Genomic DNA, 20,035 nt, shown 5'->3' on the forward strand with positions numbered 1-20,035 from the left:
GTCTCCAGCGCCTCACCAGCGCCGGTGAAGGGGGTTCTAAGTATAACCCGCTCCAGCCGCAAGCAGAAAATTGGAAAAACTTAGAAAAAACCACAAAATCATTTTTTACACTTTAGATTCAGTGCCTTACTTCATTTCCAAAAAGCGAATTGGCGCCTGTAGCGAGCACTGCACCACAATAGAACAGCCCTATGTGGGCTTATTCACATGGTTACCCACAGACTCGACTGCGAGTCAGGCGGAATCGACCTGACGCCAGCGAACTAGAAGACTCGGAATCGGAAGACGAAGGACCAGCAGACCCAGAATAATCACCAGGTAGATCAGCGGTTCGATCTGAAACCCTTTGGCCAACATCACATAGTGAAGCGCACCGAGAATAGCGGCCGGATAAACAAGCCTATGCAGCTTGCGCCAGGACGGCCCCAACCGGCGCACCGACCAGTTGTTGGACGTCACGGCCAAGGGCAGCATCAAAAGGAATGCCGCCATGCCAACGGTAATATAGGGACGTTTCACGATATCCGCCCAGATCTGACTGGGCAATTGCACGTCCAACACCAGCCAGGTCAACAGATGCAGGCTGATATATACAAATGTCAGCACGCCAATGGCCCGACGGAACTTCATCAGGTTCAGCCCGAGATGCCGACGCAGGGGGGTCACCGCCAGACCAAGAATCAAAAGCTGCAAAGCCAGCTCGCCCAATTCATGTTCGAGCGCCTTGATCGGTTCAACGCCAAGCCCCCCGGTCACAGCAAGATACAGCAACCAAGGTGCTGGCAATGCGCCCAGCAAGTAGACCCCCCATACGGGTATCTTGCGCAATATCTGATTCACCGGCTGCATGTTCTCAGTAGTTCTTTGCCAGATCCATACCTTCGTACAGGCTGGAGACCTCTTTTTCGTACCCGTTGTACATCAGGGTGGGTTCGCGTTTGGAAAACAGACCACCGCCGATGAGACGCTCTGAACCTTGCGACCAGCGTGGGTGATCCACGTTCGGGTTCACATTACTATAGAAACCGTATTCACGCGGATTGGACATATTCCAGCTGGTCGGCGGCTCGTCTTCGGTCAGGGTGATCCGCACAATCGACTTGATCGACTTGAAGCCATATTTCCACGGCACCACCAAACGCAGAGGCGCGCCATTCTGGTTCGGGATTGGACGATCGTAAATTCCGGTCGCCATAATCGTGAGAGGATTCATTGCCTCATCCAGGCGCAAGCCTTCACGATAAGGCCATTCCAGAATGGGGAATCGGACACCCGGCATTTCTTCCGGACGATAGGCGGTCTCGAAGGCCACATATTTTGCACCCTCCTGAACGCCAGCCATGCTCAACAGATCGGCCAGCTCGAATCCGTTCCACGGTATCACCATCGACCAGGCTTCGACGCACCGGAAACGGTAGATACGCTCTTCGACAGTCATCTCAGACAGGATGTCCTGAAAATCGTAGTCGCCGGGCCGATCCACCATCCCGTCAATCTTGACGCTCCATGGTTCGGTGATCAGTGAGCCTGCGTATCTGGCAGGATCCTCCTTGCCAGTCCCGAACTCATAATAGTTATTGTACGATGTGATCTCTTCCCAGGTGTTCGGCTCCAATGCGTCTTGTGCTGCAGCAGGCCGGGACATCGCGGTTAGTCCGACACCTGCCAGCCCGGCCATAACCTGCCGCCGGTTCAAAAACGCCGCCCTTGGGGTAACGTCAGCATGTGTCAAAGTGTTCGTCCAGCGATGCGCCATTTGGGTCTCCGTAATACTCATTCTGAAGATCAAGATATGATCTGTTAGCACAGACCCAAGGAAACAAGCGTCACGATTGAGAGAAGAGATTGTAACTTAAGGCTCAGACATCATTTTCTCTCGAAGCCTCAACCGATTAGTCTAATCCCCGTTTGGCGAACGCGACAATTGAACAAAGGTCGGATTCCAAACAGCACGACGTCGTACACGTTCTGAATCTATCCCTCCGTTCCAATCCACGAACGATCTGACTCATTATCTGAACGGTCGAAGATGGGAACATTGCCCATTGCAACAAAGATTAAGGCATCGAAACCGCTCGCCTACGGAGACCTACAATGAACAAGTTACTTTCAGCACTCGTCGCCACTATCGCTTTGACAACAACCCAAGCCTCGGCCCAGGAGGTTGCAGATATGAGCGATCTGGAATTCGCACATATTGCCTATACGGCGGACAATATAGACATCCGCTATGCACATCTGGCGCTGGCCTTGTCGGAGGATCCAAAAATTCACGAATTTGCCAACACCATGATCCGGGATCACACCGCCGTAAACGCTGCGGCGCTTGAGCTGTTGGACGAACTGGGTGCAAGCGCACAGGATAATGCCGTCAGCCAAACTCTGAATACCAATGCCGAAGAGATCATCAACAAGCTGTCGGAACTCCGGGGTGCCGAATTTGATGCAGCCTATGCAGCCAACGAGTTGGCATATCATCAGGCAGTGAATGAATTGGTCGAGACCACGATGATCCCCAATATCGACAACGCCGAAGTCAAGGCGCTGTTTCAGCAAGGATTGGAAATCTTCAAAGCACATGAAGGCCACGCCGAGGGGATGGTCGCATCGCTGAACTGATGCAGCAGGCCATCTCCCGCAGGTCGGTTCTGATTGGAGTAACCGCCTCGGCGGCCACGGCTTTCCTCGGCTCTCAAGCTCGGGCCGGGGAAACACATGAAATCCTGATAAAGCGTTTTAAATTCGAACCTCAAACCGTTCGGGCTCGCGTCGGCGACATAGTCCGTTGGACCAATCTGGATATCGCCCCGCACACGGCGACGGCGGATGCATTTGGATGGGACACCGGAGAGCTATTGCGTGATGAAAGCGCTGAGATCGCCGTCGCAGATGGGATGGAATTGACTTATTTCTGCGCCTTTCATCCGCATATGAAAGCCACTATCGAAATCGTTTGACTAACCAATTCACTCATTCGCACAAACGCCAAAAAAGACCCGCCAGCCTGGCGGGTCTTTTCAGATTTGCATCTTAGTGCACTACAGCGTCATCCGGGCGTGGACGTTCCGAGGTACCAAGGCGGTCGCCGATGATCAGCCCCTCGGCACCGGCAGTGACTGGGACAGTGTCCCCGTCCTTGATCTCACCGGCCAGCAGAGCCTCGGCCAGCGGGTTCTGCAAGGCACGCTGAATTACACGCTTGAGCGGGCGGGCACCGAAGACCGGGTCATAGCCTTCATTGGCCAGCCATTCATTAGCGCCGCCATCCAGCACCAGCTCGATCTTGCGGGCGGCCAGACGTTTCTGCAGTCGCGCCATCTGAATGTCGACGATGCCATCCATATCGGCCCGCTTGAGGCGGTCAAAGATGATCGTCTCGTCCAGACGGTTCAGGAACTCGGGTCGGAAATGCGCCCGGACTGCATCCATCACATCCCGCCGCGCCTGCGCACTGTCGGCGCCATCGGGCAACTGGCTGAGCGCCTGCGACCCGAGGTTCGACGTCAGGATGATCAGCGTCTGTTTGAAGTCCACGGTGCGGCCCTGACCATCGGTCAGCACGCCATCATCCAGAACCTGCAACAGCACGTTGAACACATCCGGGTGCGCTTTTTCGACCTCATCGAACAGCACGACCTGATAAGGCCTGCGCCGCACGGCTTCGGTCAGCACACCGCCTTCGTCATAGCCGACATAGCCTGGAGGGGCACCGATCAGACGGGCAACCGCGTGTTTCTCCATGAACTCGGACATGTCGATGCGCACCATCGCGTTGTCGTCGTCGAACAGGAAGTTCGCCACGGCTTTGGTCAGCTCGGTCTTACCTACACCCGTGGGCCCGAGGAACAGGAACGAGCCCAGCGGGCGACCTTCGTCGTTCAGACCCGCACGTGCACGGCGCACGGCGTTGGAAACGGCAGTGACGGCCGCATCCTGACCGATGACGCGCGCATGCAGGTCGTCTTCCATCCGCAGCAGTTTTTCACGCTCCCCTTCCAGCATCTTGGACGTCGGGATGCCAGTCCAGCGTTCGACAACGCTGGCGATCTGTTCCGGGCGCACCGTTTCTTCGGCCATCATGGCGTTGCTTTCGGCGTTTTCCGCCTCGGTCAGCTTTTTCTCAAGCTCGGGGATGACACCATAGGAGAGCTCACCAGCTTTCGCCAGATTGCCTTCGCGCTTGGCGATCTCCAGATCAGCGCGTGCCTTTTCCAGATGCTCTTTCAGATCACGCGCGCCGGCGAGCTTGTCGCGTTCGGCCTGCCACTGGGCGGTCATCTCGGCAGATTTCTCCTGCAGATCAGCCAGATCCTTTTGCAAGGTTTCCAGACGATCTTTCGAGGCTGTATCATCCTCCAACTTCAGTGCCTGTTCCTCGATCTGCATTTGCAGGATCTGGCGATCCAACTGATCGAGCTCTTCGGGCTTGCTGTCCACTTCCATCCGCAGGCGGGCCGATGCTTCATCGACAAGGTCGATGGCTTTATCGGGCAGGAAGCGGTCGGTGATGTAGCGATGCGACAGGGTTGCCGCCGATACCAAGGCCGAGTCCGAGATACGCACACCGTGGTGCAGCTCATACTTTTCCTTGATGCCGCGCAGGATGCTGATCGTGTCCTCGACCGTCGGCTCCTGCACCACAACGGGCTGGAACCGGCGCGCAAGGGCCGCGTCTTTTTCCACGTATTTGCGGTACTCATCCAGCGTGGTCGCACCAATACAATGCAGCTCACCCCGCGCCAAAGCGGGCTTGATCAGGTTGGCGGCGTCCATCGCACCGTCCGATTTCCCGGCCCCGACCAGCGTGTGCATTTCGTCGATGAACAGGATGATCTCACCGGCGGCCTCAGTGACCTCGGTCAGAACGGCCTTGAGGCGTTCTTCAAACTCGCCACGGTATTTCGCACCGGCGATCAGCGCACCCATGTCGAGCGCGAGCAGCTTCTTGTCCTTCAGCGATTCCGGCACGTCACCGTTGATGATGCGCAGGGCCATACCCTCGGCAATCGCGGTTTTACCCACGCCGGGTTCCCCGATCAGAACCGGGTTGTTCTTGGTCCGGCGCGACAGAACCTGCATCGAGCGGCGGATTTCCTCATCCCGTCCGATGATCGGGTCGATCTTGCCCTCAGCCGCTGCTTCGGTCAGGTCGCGCGCGTATTTCTTGAGCGCGTCATAGCCCTCTTCCGCCGACGCGGTGTCAGCAGTGCGGCCCTTGCGGATGTCGTTGATCGCCTCATTGAGTTTCTGGGCGGATACGGCACCGGCGTCCAAAGCATCCTTTGCCTTGGATTTCACCATGCACAGCGCCATCAGGACCCGTTCGACCGGAACAAAACTGTCGCCTGCCTTGGTGGCGATCTTCGTGGCCTCGTCCAGAACCTTGGCGGTCTGCCCGTCCATATAGATCTGGCTCGCGTCACCGCTGACCTTCGGGATTTTCCCCATCGCGGCATCCAGCGCCTCAACCACGCGATTGGGCGCGCCGCCGGCGCGTGTGATCAGGTTGCTGGCCAGCCCCTGATCGTCATCCATCAATGCTTTTAATATATGTGTGGGCTCCAACCGCTGGTGCCCCTCGCGCAGCGCAATGGTTTGCGCCGCCTGCACGAAACCCCGTGCCCGCTCGGTGAACTTGTTCAAGTCCATGCGTTTTCTCCTTTTCCAAGCGCCCTAAATGTGACGCGCCCGCTTGGCGGCACGCGTCGGTCTGGGCCTCACATTCAATTTGGGAAATAACTTCGCCGGTTCAAGAGGCTAAGGCCCAGAATTTGGCGTTATTCGCGCGGCACGGAGTAAACTGTATAGCCGCCAGTTTCAGCCATCTGCACGGCACCCAACATATCCACCAAAGACTGCGCCGCTTCACTGCCCGTCGGGCAGGAAACGAGATCGGCTGTATGATCAAGGAAATTGCCCGTAAACGCGCTTTCCCCTGTTACCTGACACCAATCATCTTCCGAGCGGTAACCACGTATCAGCGGCAGATCGTCATTTGTAGGGGCCGGGGCCGCGCCTGTTTCCGGCACGTCGACAGGCGGGGTTTCCTCGCATGCGGCAAGCGCTGCGAGCAAGCCAAGCAAAACCAGTTTCTTCATTTTCTGTCCCTTTTTTGATAATCGCCAATCCAATTCCAGGCATCATAGCACGAGTTTTATATCAATGGCGTGATCCGGATCACGCGTGCAACCGGCATGGACAGAACGCCCCGAACCCGCTAGGACGCAGACGTTTGCCAAAAAGGAGCCCACCGCATGTCCGATGACCGCCTGATCGTTGCCCTTGATGTTCCGAACGCCCTGCAAGGGATGACCATGGCCGAGCGGCTGGGGGATAGCGTTTCGTTCTACAAGATCGGGCTGGGCATGCTGACCGGCGGCGGGCTGGCTCTGGCCAATGAGCTAAAGCAGGAACACGGCAAGCGCATCTTTTTGGACATGAAGCTGTTCGATATCGGCAACACGGTGGAAAACGCCGTTCGTGGGCTGGCGCAATTTGATCTGGACTTTCTGACCGTGCATGGCGACCCGCATGTTGTGCGCGCTGCGAAGGAAGGTGCGGCGGATAAGGACCTGAAGATCCTGGCGGTGACGATCCTGACTTCGCTGAACCGCGACGATCTGGATGCAAGCCTGCTGAAAGCCGGCGATGTTCAGGATCTGGTGGTTGAGCGAGCGGCCAAAGCACTTGAGGCCGGGGCAGATGGTGTCATCGCCAGCCCGCAGGAAGCAGCCCTGATCCGCACCCTGCCTCAGGCCCAAGACCGGTTGATCGTTACCCCGGGGGTGCGACCTGCGGGGGCGGCTCTGGGCGATCAGAAACGCGTGGCAACGCCGGCCGGTGCTATTGGCGATGGGGCGGATCATATAGTCGTGGGCCGTCCAATCTATCAAGCTGAGAACCCGAAGGCAGCCGCCGAAGCAGTTCTGGCTGAACTAAATTCGCTAAAGCATCATTGAAGCGCATTCGTAGTATTTCCGGGAAACTCAGGGCCAAAGCCTGACAACCTCTTGACCCTACGTCACTTTTCGGAATTCCTGCGCCAAATCGCCCCTGTGCCCTAAAACACACATTCAAAAAGCGAGTATTACATGGCTCGCCTCGAACCTATCGAAACCGGGAAATTTCAGCGATTCTGAGGGCAAGACACTCCCCAACGAACCGTGTCTTCCTGAGGTTCGTTACCTTCCCCCCGCCCAATCGCGGGGGGTCTTCTTTTAAAACAGTTATGGTGCACTGTACGTGTGACGGGCCTTTGATCACCCGCAAAGGGTGGTATAAAGAACCCCCCGAATTATCCGCGGAACGCGTGAGGACGCAGATGCCCGGTCTTTGCCGAGATTGCCTGACCTCTCTGAATAACCAACGGCGCTGCCCCTCCTGCGGCAGCCCTAGAGTCAAACTGCACCCTGAACTGTTCGATTTGTCTATCGCACATATGGACTGCGACGCGTTCTATGCTTCGGTGGAAAAACGCGACAATCCGGATTTGGCGGACAAGCCTGTCATCATCGGAGGTGGCAAACGAGGCGTCGTCTCGACAGCCTGTTATGTGGCGCGAATTCGCGGCGTGCGCTCGGCCATGCCCATGTTCAAGGCATTGCAACTTTGCCCTGATGCGGTGGTGATCAAACCCCGGATGTCAGCCTACGTCGACGTATCTCGTGAGATTCGCGCAATGATGGATGAACTGACCCCGGATGTCGAACCGCTGTCGCTGGATGAAGCCTTCATGGATCTGTCCGGCACTCAACGCCTGCACGGCGCACCACCCGCAGTTATGTTGGCGCGGCTGGTCAAGCGGATGAAGGATGAACTGGGGCTGACCGGCTCCATCGGGCTCAGCCATAACAAGTTTTTGGCCAAGGTTGCGTCGGACCTCGACAAACCACGCGGATTCTCGGTGATAGGCAAGGCCGAAACGGCAGCGTTTTTGAATGACAAGCCAGTGCGATTGATCTGGGGTATCGGTCCGGCAGCGCAGGAATCGCTGGATCGTGCAGGCATTCGTACTTTCGCCGATCTGCTGCGCTGGGATCAGGAGGCGCTGACAGCGCGCTTTGGATCAATGGGCTATCGCCTGTGGCATCTTGCGCGCGGTCAGGACAAGCGCCGTGTGTCAGCGCATGAGCCAATGAAATCGATCAGCAACGAGACAACGTTCTTCGAGGACACCGCCAGCCTGGATATTCTGGACGGCCACCTGTGGCGCATGGCTTTGAAAGTGTCCGACCGGGCCAAGGCCAAACATCTGGCCGGGCGCGTGGTCACGTTGAAACTGAAAAAAGCCGATCACAAAATCCTGACGCGCCGCGTGTCGCTGCGAGATGCCACTCAGATTGCCGACAGGATTTATCGAACGGCGCGTGACCTGTTCGATCAGGTTGGCGATCAGGGCCCTTATCGCCTGTTGGGGTGTGGTCTGTCCGACCTTTGCCCGGCGGATCAGGCTGATATCTCTGGCGATCTGCTGGACCCGAACGCCACCCGCAGATCGCAGGCCGAACGCGCAACCGACGAAATCCGACAGAGATTCGGAACGGACGCAATCGTGAAAGGCCGCGCGCTGCGCTGATTGCTATTCTGCGGCCAGACGCGCTGGGCGGGCACCAATGCTGGCGATTTCGGCAATCACCTGCCGCAGCACTTTTGAAAACGCCATGAAGTTGGCATTTGGCGCAATCTTTTCCTCGTCCATATACAGCGCCCGGTCGATTTCAATCTGGATCGCGTGCTGACCACGTCCGGGACGCCCATAAGTTTGGGTGACATAAGCCCCCGCAAAGGGTGCATTCCGCGCCACGTTGAGACCCGCTGCAGCAAAGGCAGATTCGATCTGGTCCACGACCTCACCCGAGGCTGATGCCCCGAAGCGGTCGCCCAGCACAATTTCGGGCCGTTTGTTGCGCGCGGTGCTGGCCATGGCAACCGCCTCATGCGGCATCGAGTGACAATCGATCAGAATCGCCTGACCAAATTTCTCATGCGACTCGGCCAGTAAAGATTTCAGACGGGAGTGATACGGTCGCCAATAGGTATCGATGCGCAACCGTGCCTCATCCATCGTCAGCTTGCCACGATAGATCGCCCGTCCGTTTGCCACGACGCGCGGAATCACACCCAACCCCGACGCGACGCGTGGATTATGCCCATGCCTGCGGGCGCCGCTGATCAAAGCCGGGTCAAGCTCGTCCGCACTGCGATTCAAATCCAGATAGGCGCGGGGCATGGCCGCTTTGATCAAGGGTGCGCCAAAATCAGCAGACGACGCGAACAGCTGATCGACAAAAGCATCCTCAGAAGATCGAATCACGTTCTGATTCAAAACAGAGCGCTTCAAAAGCGCTTCGGGATAGTCCCGCCCGCTATGTGGCGATGAAAAAACCGCGCAAGACCTGCGGTTTTCGGGCATATCCAATACAAAGGCCGCGTTCTGCATGATCCCTCCATGTTCGCAATCAACATAGACCGGAAAATAGTTCTTCCAAACCCCTTGAACCCCTTTGCGACTCCTTTTATAGACCCCGCTACCGGCGCGGGTATCCGCGCCCCATTTCGTTATGGGGCAGGGCACGCAAAGGGCATGTGGGCGGTTAGCTCAGCGGTAGAGCACTTCGTTGACATCGAAGGGGTCACAAGTTCGATCCTTGTACCGCCCACCATCTATTCACTGTTCCGGGTTTCCGGAACACCCGACTAACCCAGGCGCTGGCCACGTCCTTGATGAAGGCGCCGCAGATTGGAGACAGACCATGAAGGTCAAGAACTCGCTCCGCTCGCTCAAGAATCGGCACCGTGATTGCCGGGTTGTGCGTCGCAAAGGCCGCGTCTACGTGATCAACAAGACGCAGCGTCGGTTCAAAGCTCGTCAGGGCTGAGAACTGCACATAGTAAATCGAAAAAACCGCGCTTTCCAGCGCGGTTTTTTTGTGGCCGGAGGCCCCAATAACTACCTCAGATATTCGTTTTACGATCTCGAGAATGCATCGGTTTATGTGCTGCCCTGACCAGCGGCGTCCCTGCAATCGCTCGGACCGTATCTTGAAAAAATGTCCCGCCAGAATGGCTGCGAAATTCGCATTCGGTGGCTTGTGATTATTTGACCAACTATTTCTATCAGATTTTCTTGCATCTCACTCGGATTCGTTTAATTGAGAAAATCAGTCAGATTACTTACCCGCCACGAAATGCTAACGTTGGGACCCATCATGCTGAAATCCACAACCTGCCTTGCCACCGCCCTTGCGACCCTGATCGCCACCACGGCTGCCGCCGATGGTGAAATGAACCTGTACTCATCGCGTCACTACGACACTGACGAGCGCTTGTATTCGGACTTCGAAGACGCCACCGGCATCACAATCAACCGTATCGAGGGCAAAGCCGACGAGTTGATCGCCCGGATGGAAGCCGAAGGCGCGAACTCGCCTGCGGATGTGATGCTGACCGTGGACACCTCGCGACTGGCGCGCGCCAAAGAGGCCGGATTACTGCAGTCGATCGACAGCACCATTCTGGAGGAGCGTGTCCCAGCCAATCTGCAGGACGCTGACAATGAATGGTTCGGCTTTTCACAGCGCGGGCGGATCATCTTTTTCAACAAGGACAAAGTCGCCAATCCACCGGCAACCTATGCTGATCTGGCCAAACCGGAATACAAAGGGATGGTCTGTATCCGATCGTCGAGCAATACTTACAACCAAACACTGCTGGCTTCGATCGTCACACATGAGGGCCCTGAGGCCGCTAAGTCGTGGGCCGAAGGCATCGTCGCCAACATGGCACGTGACCCCCAGGGTGGCGACACCGATCAGCTGCGCGGTATCGTATCGGGCGAATGCGACATCGCCGTATCGAACACCTATTACTTTGCACGCGCGATCCGCAAAGACGTCAAAGGCCTGTCGGCTGACCGCGACATCGTCAGCTGGGTATTCCCTAACCAGGACAGCTATGGCGCGCATATGAACCTGTCTGGCGGCGGCGTCGCCGCGCACGCGCCAAACAAGGAAAACGCCGTCCTGTTCCTGGAATATCTGGCCAGTGATCAGGCGCAGCAATACTTCTCGTCTGGCAATGACGAATTCCCCGCGGTTGAAGGTGTTGAACTGGCGGATTCGGTAAAAGCCCTGGGCGAATTCAAAGCCGATGACGTGAACCTGTCCGAGGTCGCCAAGAACATCCCCGAGGCGCAAAAAATCTTTAACGAGGTTGACTGGAAATAGTCCGGGTCAAACGTCGAGCAGTGAAAGGGTGCAGAGTTTTCTGCACCCTTTTCTATTGCACGCCGTTAAATTCAGGATATATTTCTCATATGTGGAACTGATTCCCGGATATGGGCAATGCTTGATGACCTCTCAACCCGCCTTGCAAGCCGCCTGAACGAGCTGCGTCAGGGGCGCGGTTGGTCGCTGGATCAGCTGTCCGATCACAGCGGTATCAGCCGGGCCACATTGTCGCGAATGGAAAAGGGTGATGTCAGCCCGACCGCAGAAAGCCTCGGTCGTCTGTGCGCGGCGTACGGCCTGCCAATGTCCCGGTTGCTGATGATGGTTGAAGACAGCTTTGACCCGAAAGTCCCGTTTGAGCGTCAGGTCGAATGGCGCGATCCCGAGACCGGATTCAACCGCCGTTCTGTGTCACCTCCCGCGACAGGGTTGACCGGCGAAGTGCTGGAGTGTCACTTGCCGCGCGACACCGTGATCAACTATGAAACACCGCCCAAGCCCGGTCAGGAACATCACCTGATTGTACTGGATGGCGTGCTCACCCTGACCGTCGACGGCGCAGCGCATGTGCTAAGCAGCGGAGATTGCCTGCGCTATCATCTGTCTGGCCCGACCCGATTTGAAACAAGTGCAACGCGCGGTGCCCGATACATTCTGGTCCTGATATGATCACGCGACTGACCGATGCCTATTTCGACGGCGCGTTGGATGATCTGACGGGTATTTTGCACGCCTGCGTACATACCGGCGCGAGCATCGGTTTCATTCTGCCATTCTCGCCCAGGGATGCCCGCGCCTATTGGACGGATCAGGTCCGCCCCGGTCTGCAGTCGGGTGGGCTGGACCTGTTCGCCGCATACGACGAAGGGCGCATTCTGGGTACGGTTCAAATGATCCCGGCGACTATGCCTAACCAGCCACATCGCGCCGATGTGGCAAAGTTGCTGGTCCATCCGCAGGCGCGGCGGCGCGGTTTGGGACGGGCCCTGATGATTGCCCTTGAGGCGCGCGCAGCTGAACTAGGGAAAACCATGCTGGTGCTGGACACGCGCAGTTCGGATCCATCGCGTATCCTGTATCAGGATCTGGGGTTCCGGGTTGCTGGTGAAATTCCAAACTACTGCCGCAATCCGCTTGAAAACCGACTGGAGCCTACGAGCTACATGTTCAAAGATCGGAGTTAAGGCACAAATTTTCGGACATTGGCGGCAAAGCAATACCCGATCCCGTGTACCGTCTTGATGAATGTTGGCGCAGCAGGATCAGGTTCGATCTTTTTGCGCAGACGCGCAACATGCACATCGATGGTGCGATCCCCAACAACCGTTTCACGCCCCCGCGCAGTGTCCAGCAATTGGTCCCGCGAAAACACCATATGCGGGTTGGTGACAAAGGCGTGCAAAACATCGAATTCGGTTGTGGTAAGAGGTGTCACTCCTTGGGTACTTCTTGCCGTCAGCGTCCGCTCATTCACGTTCAACACCCAATCCCCGAACGCGATCTGCGTCCCGTCAGCGCCATTCGCGCCAATATCCCCAACACGCGCGCGGCGCAGAACGGTGCGGATACGGGCGAGAACCTCACGCGCCTCGAAAGGTTTGGTGATATAGTCGTCAGCGCCGAATTCCAGCCCGACAACACGATCGAAAATCTCATCCCGACCCGACAGGACAATGATGGGAATGTTGGAATTGACCCGCAGCTCACGGGTGATGTCAAAGCCATTTCGTCCGGGTAAACCGATATCCAGCAGGATCAGGTCGACACTGGTTTGCGCCAGAACTGCATCCATCGCATTGCCGTCCGCTGCACAGGTCACCTGGCACCCCTGTTTTTCAAGATAGCGCTGCAGAAATGAGGTGATCTGCGGGTCGTCATCGACAACAAGGATATGGTCTTTGGCCATTACATGTTCCGGGCGGGCAAGGTTAGCTGGCTCAAAACACTTGTATCCGCTGGGGCTTGGCACTTGCAAGGAGGACGCAGAACGGGACATGAGGCAATCAGAACCGTAAGAAATCCAGCGCGTGGCCTTCGGGCAGCGACGCGGTTTCTGCAGGAATGACAGCCAGGCCATCCGCTTGCGCCAACAAGGCCACCCGCCCGCTGTAGGATGGGGCCATCAGACGCAAGCGGGGTCTGCCGTCAGGTGCGATTCCATCGACTTGAACCGGACGGTATTCCTGTCGCCCGGCACGGCGTTGCAGCGGCTCGGCCAGAATGGCCTGCTGAGGTGCTGGCGGGACACGGCGCAGACCGGCGCGGCGCATCATCAACTGCGATCCAATGATCTGCCATGTGACATAGGCCGAAACCGGGTTGCCCGGCAGCCCAATGTAAAGCGCGTCGCCGCGCCGCCCGAACATAATGGGCTTGCCAGGTTTCATCGCCACTTTCATCACATCCGTTTCGCCACCGATCTTGGCGAACAGGCGCGGCATATGATCTTCGTCTCCGACCGACACTCCACCGGTTGTGACGATCAGGTCTGAACTGTCGCACGCTTGGCTCAGAACCTGTTCGAGTATCACAGGATCATCATCGACCGGGCCAGCATCCGTCAATTGAATCCACGGTTTGTCCAATAACGCGCGCAACATGTAGCGGTTCGAGTTGTAAATCTGGCCGGGCCCGAGATCTTCGCCGGGCTGCTTCAACTCGCTGCCCGTCGAAAAAATAGTGACCTTGAGTTTGCGATAGACCGTAACCTGCCCATATCCGGCAGAGGCCAGAGCAGCGGCTTCCCGCGGGCCAATCTCGCAGCCCCGGCGCAGGATAGGTGTCCCTGCCCTGAGGTCTTCGCCCGCGCGACGGATGTGCTGGCCGGGTTTCGGGCGACGAGTGAATCGGATGCGGTCCGGTGTGGCCTCGCAATCTTCCTGCATCAGCACAGCGTCAAAATCTGCGGGTACGGGCGCGCCCGTCAGAATGCGCAACGCACTGCCCGCAGGAGCGGTATGCGCGCCGCTATCGCCAGCCGCCACGCGCCCTGCGATTGATAACTCGAACAGCGGCCCATCGCCCAAATCGGACAGTCGCACCGCATATCCGTCCATTGCGGAATTGTCGAAGGCAGGCATCTCCACCCTGCTGATGCAATTCTCAGCCAAGACCCTACCTGTCGCCTCACCCAGCGGCAGGATTTCCGTTTCCATAATAGGATCAGCCGCAGCCAGACCACGAGTCAGTGCATCCTCAACAGACAGGTACGTTTGAGCGTGGCGGTCGCAGGCGCATCCATCAGCCATTTTGGCCCTCCAATACCTCAAAGAGGTCTTCGAACCCGGCCTGTTCGGCTTCCCCGAGTTTCGGCAGATGGGTGCGGGCCGCCTCGAGATTGGCGGCCGGGTCACCCACCACCAACAGCATAACCATACCGTGACGACCATGCACACGGCAGCGAATGCCGTAGACCCCTTCGTGTTCGAAGGCCAGGTCCATCTCGGGTTTGCCGCGGATTTCAAATGTCCGCGCGCCTTCGGGGATCATCGGCTTGATGGACGACACGGTGTGTCGCCCGGTCGACCCCTTGAAGCGGACGGTCGATCCAGCGGGAACATGCAAGTATTTTGGTTCAAACCGAAAGGCATGAGCAGGAGTATCAGCGTTCAGGTCGATGATCTGATGCACTACGGCTACTTCGGGCAAATCTTCAGCCATTACCGCAGGAGCAAATCCCATCGACCCTGCGATCACCATCGCTGTGACGGCTCTGCGCGAAAACTCCATGTGTCCCTCCGGATTCAGACCGCCCGGGAACCCTCCCCGAGAAGATCGGCCAATGCGCTTATCATTATCGGCCATTCTGCGCGACGGTCGTGGTCACGCAATTCGGCCAGCAATGTGCGCCCAATGGACACGACCGCCGGAGTGCTGTCATTGACATAGGTCACGATTCGCTGCTCGGGATTGGCCAAAAGGAAGGGGACAATCGCAGCCCCTGCCTGATCCGGCGCGATTTCCGACATCAGCCGCATCGCCGCCTGACGCACCGGGGCGGAAACGTCATCCAGAAGGCCGCGCGCCACATCCGCCGTGCCGTCCCATTTCGTCAGTATATGCATGGCATCAATGCGGAACGGGGTATCGCCGGTTTTCAGCATCGCGCGCAGCTTGCCACGCAAGGCATCCTGCGGCGGCAAGTCGGCTTGTTGCAACAGTTTCAGTGCTTGCAGGGACAATCCGGAATCCGTGTGCGAAAGGCCTAACGTGATCAGTTCGACCAGTTGTTTCTGGCTCAACTCAGCGCCGTGGCGCGCAACCGATACACCCAATGCCGACAAGGCTTGCTGCGCGATATCAGTCTCAGGGTCTTTTGCGATTTGGGCCAGCATGACCTGCATTCCGCGCACCTCACCCAACAAACGGATAGCAGAAAGGCGGGTCTCACGCTCCAACGCCTCGGCATTGTCGTCCAACGCCACACGGCGGCGTTTGGGGTGGCGTGTGGCTTTAGCCAGCAGCGCCTGTTCGCGCGGCGTCAAAGGCTGCATGTCGCCCTCTTCGGCCTCTTGTGTCATTTCCGCAGCAATCGCGTCGTGGCCAAGGATCGCTCCGAGGCTTGAGGTCGGACCATTTTCGCCCCCTTCCGAGACGTCCAGACCAGCCTCTTCCAGCGCTGCAATGTCGGTTTTTGGGGCGGTTTCCTCTGGCTCTTCTTCTGCAACAACCGGCATTGGGGCCAGTGCGTAGGACAACAACAACTCGCGCCCTTGCTGCTGGTTCACATGCGGACGGTTTTCATCGGTGACGATCATCGCCAACGACGCTACCGCCTTTAGTCGCACCGACCGGAACGGCGACCGGCAGGCACGTTGCAACCATTCAGCCGCCTCACCCAAGGGCGACGACGCCAGCGCATCGACGATGGCCCATTGCAGACGTTCTGCTTTCAGATCGTCGACCCCGGCCGAGAACAGCGCGTTCAGACGGTCCGTGACCAGTTGAGGGGCCAACGCGGCCAGCAGACCAAAGGCCTGCGCGGAGACTTCGGGTTGCTGACCGGTGGCCAGAAAATCCAACACCTGCCAGCGCAGATCGTCCGAGTCGGCGATGGGTGTGTCACGCTCCAGCCGCTCGATCAGCGCTAACTGCACTTTTGCACCGGGGTCGCGCATCATACGGTCCAGAAGTTCAGGTTCCGAGAACCCCGATCGGTTCAGCGCAGCGATACGAATATCTTCGATCGCGTCAGTCAACGCTTGATCGACCAGCGCCGGGTCATCCGGCATCAGCGCCTCATACGCCAGCAGGCGGATCGCACCGTCTTTGTCGCTGAGCGCCTTGCGTAAGATCGCCTCGGCCTCGTCGCCGCCAATTGCAGCGATGGTCCGCAGGGCGCGATGGCGCAGACGGCGGTTTGAGGATTGAGTGAACACACCCAAGGTCGGCACCGAGGGCTGACCAATCCGTCCCAGCGCCTCGCAAGCGACATCGCCCAACTCTTGCCCGTCTTCGTCCATCAGAGCCAGAACAATAGGCTCAATCGCGGCCTCATCGCCCATGGCGCCAAGCGCCTTGATCGAGGCAATCTGGGCGTCAAGCCAATCATCCCATTCGTCCTGGTGCAGTTCATCCTCATCCCATGTGATCTCTTCCCCACGTCCGGTCACGAGCATGCGCAAGTAAGGTGCAGCATCAGCGGCTTTTAACTCGGCCAGCGCGGTCACGCAGGCCAGTTTCACCTCGCCACAGGGATCATGGATCAGGTTCTCCAGCAACTGTGGCGCAGCTTCTTTCACGCCCAACGCGCCCAGCGCTTGGGCCGCGTCCTGACGGACGTCTTCATCGTCATCTAGCAGTGCTTCGACCAGCGCAGGGCTGCTCTTGGCGCCAATTGCTGTCAGCGCTTGAATAGCGCGCAGGCGAATCACGTCATATTCGGATTTCGCATATTCGGAAAACAGGCGGGTGGCCTCATCGCGCAGGGCGGTATCGGATTGGAAGGTCATATCAGTCTGCCATGTTCCGGTTGGGAAGGGTTGGGTAGAAGTGGAAGACAGGTTTCCCAACCAAGGTCCTGCCTTCCAGTGAACCGGGTGTCCGGCTCTGGTCCCTTCTGCAGCGGGACCGATCCGGGGGCCGACATGGCGTCCGCCCCCCGGAAACTTGTGCATCAGGCGATATCGCGCGGCGCAAAGGACATTGTGCGGAACGAGGTCTTGTAGGGGCTCGGCCCCAATTTCCGCATTTTGGCAACGCCCATCTTGTAGTTGTAGTTGCCGCTGATCCAATCGACGATCCGGCCCTCAAGCGCGTTTGCAGGCTGCTGCATGTGCAGAAAATCCATGTAAACAACGCTTTTCTTGATGGCGGGCGTGACCATGGCCACGGCAGTGATTGCCGCTTTGGTCAGTTCGATATGCCCGTTCTCCATCAGCTTCGAGAACTGGAAGTCATCGCCTTCCACACCCAGCAGCGTGGTCTTGTTGCCCGGTACGCGCTCTGAGTAGACCATCACGTAGTCGCCGCTTTCGATGCCACGCTCAGCCGCATCGTCGGGGTGAATCTCGACCCAGTTTTCCGGCCACCGTTGCACGATGTACGGGCGGCGACGGTCGTCGAAACCGGACTGCCAGCGTTCGTTGATCCGGCCTGAAGTAGCCCAAAGTTCGCCTTCGTCCTTGTTCGGCTTGAGCCATTCCCAATAGTCCGAGAACAGGCCCCATGGCGATTTCTGGATGTTGCACTTGCCGGTCTGGCTGTTGAAATGCGTCAGCTTCTTGTTGAACACATCCTTACCCGCTGCACCGGTGTCGGGCAGCTTGCGGGTTGTGTCGTGCAGACGCTTGGTTTCAATCAGCGTGACGCCATCGGCATCCAGCATGACAGGACATTGCACACCGTCGGTGCCAAACTCACGGACCTTGGCGTGCAGTGTTTTGCCCTCGGCCTTCGCTAGACGATGAACCGCGTGGAAGTCTTTGCGCGACCCGCGGGTAAAGCGCACGGCCTCTTCCGCGACCTCGTTCGAATTCTGCCAGTCGAACCCGTCAAAGCCCATCCTTGTGGCAAGCTGTGCGATGATCCACCAATCGGGCTTCGCTGATCCGGGGGCGTCATAGAACTTCTGATACAGCCGCAGGCGGCGTTCACCATTGGCGCGCAGGAAATCCTCTTCACCCCAGGTTGCTGCCGGGAACACGATGTCGGCGTAGCGGTTGCCGATCGGGTCCTGCAGATAGATGTCCTGGTTGATCACCACCATACCGCCGCTGTCGGCGCGGGCCTTCAGCGTGTCGATCATCTCTTGCTTGTCGAAGCTGTCGATCTGATGCGGGTTGCGGACGGTGAGTTCCTCGAATTTATCGGCCAGTTGCTGGCTGCCGCACATGGATTGGATCCAGGTGGTGCCGATCACATGGGCCATACGAGTATGGCCTGCGATCAGATACCGGTCGGTATCCATGGCGCGGCGACGGCGACCCGGCAGTTTCTCGGGCGATTTGTTGCGCGGGTATTTCCCGCCTTTCACGCCGCCTCGCTGATGCCCCCCTGCCCGACCAATGACCTGACCGGGTCGGCCACCGCAGCCACAGATGATGCCCAGCGCGGAAATCGCCTGTGTGTTGCCGGTGTTGTTGGACCAATAGAATCCTTTCTCGATCATGACCGAGGTTTTCGGGCGCGTGCCATCTGCCTTGGGTTTGGCAAGCCATTCGGCGGCAGTATAGATTTTCTGCACGTCGATTTCGGCTATAGCGGCGGCATTCTCGGGCGAGAATTCGTCCTGCGACAGCAGCCACTCTTTCCAATCTTCAAAGCCCTTGGTCTGGAACTTGCCCCAGGTCGTGCGCCACTGCCATGGCGTGTTCCGAGTGCCCTGACCGAAGCCAGACGAGCTTTCCCACTTGTTATTGACCCATTTCTTGATCCAGTCGCTGTCTTCCCAGCCATTTTCCACGATGACGCGGGCAATGGCGTTGACGACCAGCAGGTCGGTGCCGGGCAGAACGTCGATATGCAGACCGCCCATCTTTTCCGCATGGGCCACACCGGCGGATCGGCGCGGGATCAGGTAGATCTCTTTCTGACCGTTCTGCATCCCCTTCATCATCCACTGGGTATAAAGGATGGTCTTGGTCTCATACGGATCGGTGCCGCAGACCAACAGGGTTTCCGCATCACGCCAGTCTTCGTAGGACGGGCCGAAATTGTCGAAACCCGCATCCCGGAAACCGGGGGTCGAGGTCACGTCGGACGGCGTGTCGTGGAAGGTGAAGTTCGCGGTGTTGATATGACGCAGCGCGTATTTCGAGATCGCATATGTGTTCTCGATATACTGATAGCTGAAGGTTTTCACGCCATAGGCATTGGTGCCGTGCTTGGCGATGACGTGGTTGCCCACCTCAGCCGCCACATCCAGCGCCAGATCCCACGGAACCGGCATCAGCGTGCCATAAATCCGCATCAGCGGGGTTTTCAGACGATCGCGTGTGGGGGTCTGCGGGTTATAGCATTTCTGCGCGATACACCCGCCTCGCAAGGAGCTGTCGCCGTCGGTGTTGACGGTTTTGTTGTCCTTGTCGGGGATAATCACGACGTGGTGCGGCTGGCCCTTGTGCAGCACGATATTGTGCTGGTTCGGCGCCACCCAGGCACCCAGAGGTGCCACCGGGAAATCCTCGCCAAAGGCGTTTTCATTCGCGCCGGGACCACCGGATTTGGCCGTCACCGGCCAGCGGTAGACTTTGTAACCACACGCCACGATGCAGTAGTCGCAGGCGGTCGAGATGACCTCGGCGCCCTTGGGCGGCAGCGGGACGTTGGTTTCGGGTACGTAATACGGGGTTGCCATGATTCAATCT

Annotated in this window: 18 protein-coding genes and 1 tRNA gene; 9 read left to right on the forward strand and 10 right to left on the reverse strand. The window is 58.0% G+C overall.

The genetic code is table 11. The features are described from left to right. Positions 1-234: 234 nt before the first annotated feature. Both msrQ and msrP read right to left on the reverse strand, forming a co-directional pair. The gene (gene msrQ / locus HW561_RS21670) at positions 235-849 is read right to left on the reverse strand and encodes a protein-methionine-sulfoxide reductase heme-binding subunit MsrQ (protein WP_176867440.1); all 615 of its coding nucleotides are present in this window, start codon (positions 847-849) and stop codon (positions 235-237) included. Between the two features lie 4 nt (positions 850-853). Beyond that, a complete protein-coding gene (gene msrP, locus HW561_RS21675) occupies positions 854-1,756 on the reverse strand; it encodes a protein-methionine-sulfoxide reductase catalytic subunit MsrP (RefSeq protein ID WP_176867441.1) in 903 nt (300 codons plus the stop codon). 338 nt (positions 1,757-2,094) lie between these two features. Here msrP and HW561_RS21680 point away from each other — a divergent pair, with 338 nt between their 5' ends. Next, entirely contained in the window at positions 2,095-2,619 is a 525-nt protein-coding gene (locus tag HW561_RS21680; RefSeq protein ID WP_176867442.1) for a DUF4142 domain-containing protein, read from the forward strand. After that, the gene (locus HW561_RS21685) at positions 2,619-2,957 is read left to right on the forward strand and encodes a cupredoxin domain-containing protein (protein WP_176867443.1); all 339 of its coding nucleotides are present in this window, start codon (positions 2,619-2,621) and stop codon (positions 2,955-2,957) included. The genes HW561_RS21680 and HW561_RS21685 overlap by 1 nt, the downstream gene beginning before the upstream one ends. Positions 2,958-3,030: 73 nt before the next feature. On the opposite strand, the gene clpB is transcribed toward HW561_RS21685, so the two are convergent. Together clpB and HW561_RS21695 are read right to left on the reverse strand one after the other, a co-directional pair. Continuing rightward, positions 3,031-5,649 carry an ATP-dependent chaperone ClpB gene (gene clpB / locus HW561_RS21690; protein WP_176867444.1) on the reverse strand — a complete coding sequence of 873 codons (2,619 nt, stop codon included), beginning with the start codon at positions 5,647-5,649 and terminating at the stop codon, positions 3,031-3,033. Between the two features lie 128 nt (positions 5,650-5,777). Continuing rightward, entirely contained in the window at positions 5,778-6,098 is a 321-nt protein-coding gene (locus HW561_RS21695) for a hypothetical protein (RefSeq protein WP_176867445.1), read from the reverse strand. 156 nt (positions 6,099-6,254) lie between these two features. Between HW561_RS21695 and pyrF the strand changes: the two genes are divergently transcribed. After that, entirely contained in the window at positions 6,255-6,959 is a 705-nt protein-coding gene (gene pyrF, locus HW561_RS21700; RefSeq protein ID WP_176867446.1) for an orotidine-5'-phosphate decarboxylase, read from the forward strand. A 362-nt stretch (positions 6,960-7,321) separates the two neighbouring features. Further along, the gene (locus HW561_RS21705; RefSeq protein ID WP_176867447.1) at positions 7,322-8,575 is read left to right on the forward strand and encodes a DNA polymerase IV; all 1,254 of its coding nucleotides are present in this window, start codon (positions 7,322-7,324) and stop codon (positions 8,573-8,575) included. A 3-nt stretch (positions 8,576-8,578) separates the two neighbouring features. Here the strand turns inward: HW561_RS21705 and HW561_RS21710 are convergent, their stop codons facing one another. Continuing rightward, positions 8,579-9,439, reverse strand: coding sequence for an N-formylglutamate amidohydrolase (locus tag HW561_RS21710; RefSeq protein WP_176867448.1), 861 nt, complete (start codon positions 9,437-9,439; stop codon positions 8,579-8,581). A gap of 148 nt (positions 9,440-9,587) precedes the next feature. On the opposite strand from HW561_RS21710, the gene HW561_RS21715 reads away from it, so the two are divergent. From HW561_RS21715 to HW561_RS21735, 5 genes are all read left to right on the forward strand, one after another. Further along, positions 9,588-9,662 (forward strand) — tRNA-Val (locus HW561_RS21715). Between the two features lie 90 nt (positions 9,663-9,752). Then, a complete protein-coding gene (gene ykgO / locus HW561_RS21720) occupies positions 9,753-9,878 on the forward strand; it encodes a type B 50S ribosomal protein L36 (RefSeq protein ID WP_008562923.1) in 126 nt (41 codons plus the stop codon). A 330-nt stretch (positions 9,879-10,208) separates the two neighbouring features. Continuing rightward, positions 10,209-11,225: a Fe(3+) ABC transporter substrate-binding protein gene (locus HW561_RS21725; RefSeq protein ID WP_176867449.1), complete on the forward strand. Its 1,017-nt coding sequence runs from the start codon at positions 10,209-10,211 to the stop codon at positions 11,223-11,225. A gap of 117 nt (positions 11,226-11,342) precedes the next feature. Beyond that, positions 11,343-11,897, forward strand: a complete 555-nt coding sequence (locus HW561_RS21730) for a helix-turn-helix transcriptional regulator (RefSeq protein ID WP_176867450.1) — start codon at positions 11,343-11,345, stop codon at positions 11,895-11,897. Then, positions 11,894-12,412, forward strand: coding sequence for a GNAT family N-acetyltransferase (locus tag HW561_RS21735; RefSeq protein WP_176867451.1), 519 nt, complete (start codon positions 11,894-11,896; stop codon positions 12,410-12,412). The genes HW561_RS21730 and HW561_RS21735 overlap by 4 nt, the downstream gene beginning before the upstream one ends. Here the strand turns inward: HW561_RS21735 and HW561_RS21740 are convergent. From HW561_RS21740 to HW561_RS21760, 5 genes are all read right to left on the reverse strand, one after another. After that, entirely contained in the window at positions 12,409-13,134 is a 726-nt protein-coding gene (locus tag HW561_RS21740) for a response regulator (RefSeq protein WP_176867452.1), read from the reverse strand. The genes HW561_RS21735 and HW561_RS21740 overlap by 4 nt on opposite strands. A 97-nt stretch (positions 13,135-13,231) precedes the next feature. After that, positions 13,232-14,476: a molybdopterin molybdotransferase MoeA gene (locus HW561_RS21745; protein ID WP_176867453.1), complete on the reverse strand. Its 1,245-nt coding sequence runs from the start codon at positions 14,474-14,476 to the stop codon at positions 13,232-13,234. After that, positions 14,469-14,957, reverse strand: coding sequence for a plastocyanin/azurin family copper-binding protein (locus tag HW561_RS21750; protein ID WP_176867454.1), 489 nt, complete (start codon positions 14,955-14,957; stop codon positions 14,469-14,471). Before HW561_RS21750 ends, HW561_RS21745 begins: the two co-directional genes overlap by 8 nt. 14 nt (positions 14,958-14,971) lie before the next feature. Further along, on the reverse strand, positions 14,972-17,179 hold the full coding sequence (locus HW561_RS21755; RefSeq protein ID WP_176867455.1) for a HEAT repeat domain-containing protein: 2,208 nt from the start codon (positions 17,177-17,179) through the stop codon (positions 14,972-14,974). Between the two features lie 164 nt (positions 17,180-17,343). After that, positions 17,344-20,025, reverse strand: coding sequence for an arsenate reductase (azurin) large subunit (locus HW561_RS21760; protein WP_176867456.1), 2,682 nt, complete (start codon positions 20,023-20,025; stop codon positions 17,344-17,346). Positions 20,026-20,035 lie beyond the last annotated feature (10 nt).

The sequence above is a fragment of the Ruegeria haliotis genome (assembly GCF_013377785.1).
In the GTDB taxonomy this organism is placed as follows: domain Bacteria; phylum Pseudomonadota; class Alphaproteobacteria; order Rhodobacterales; family Rhodobacteraceae; genus Ruegeria; species Ruegeria haliotis.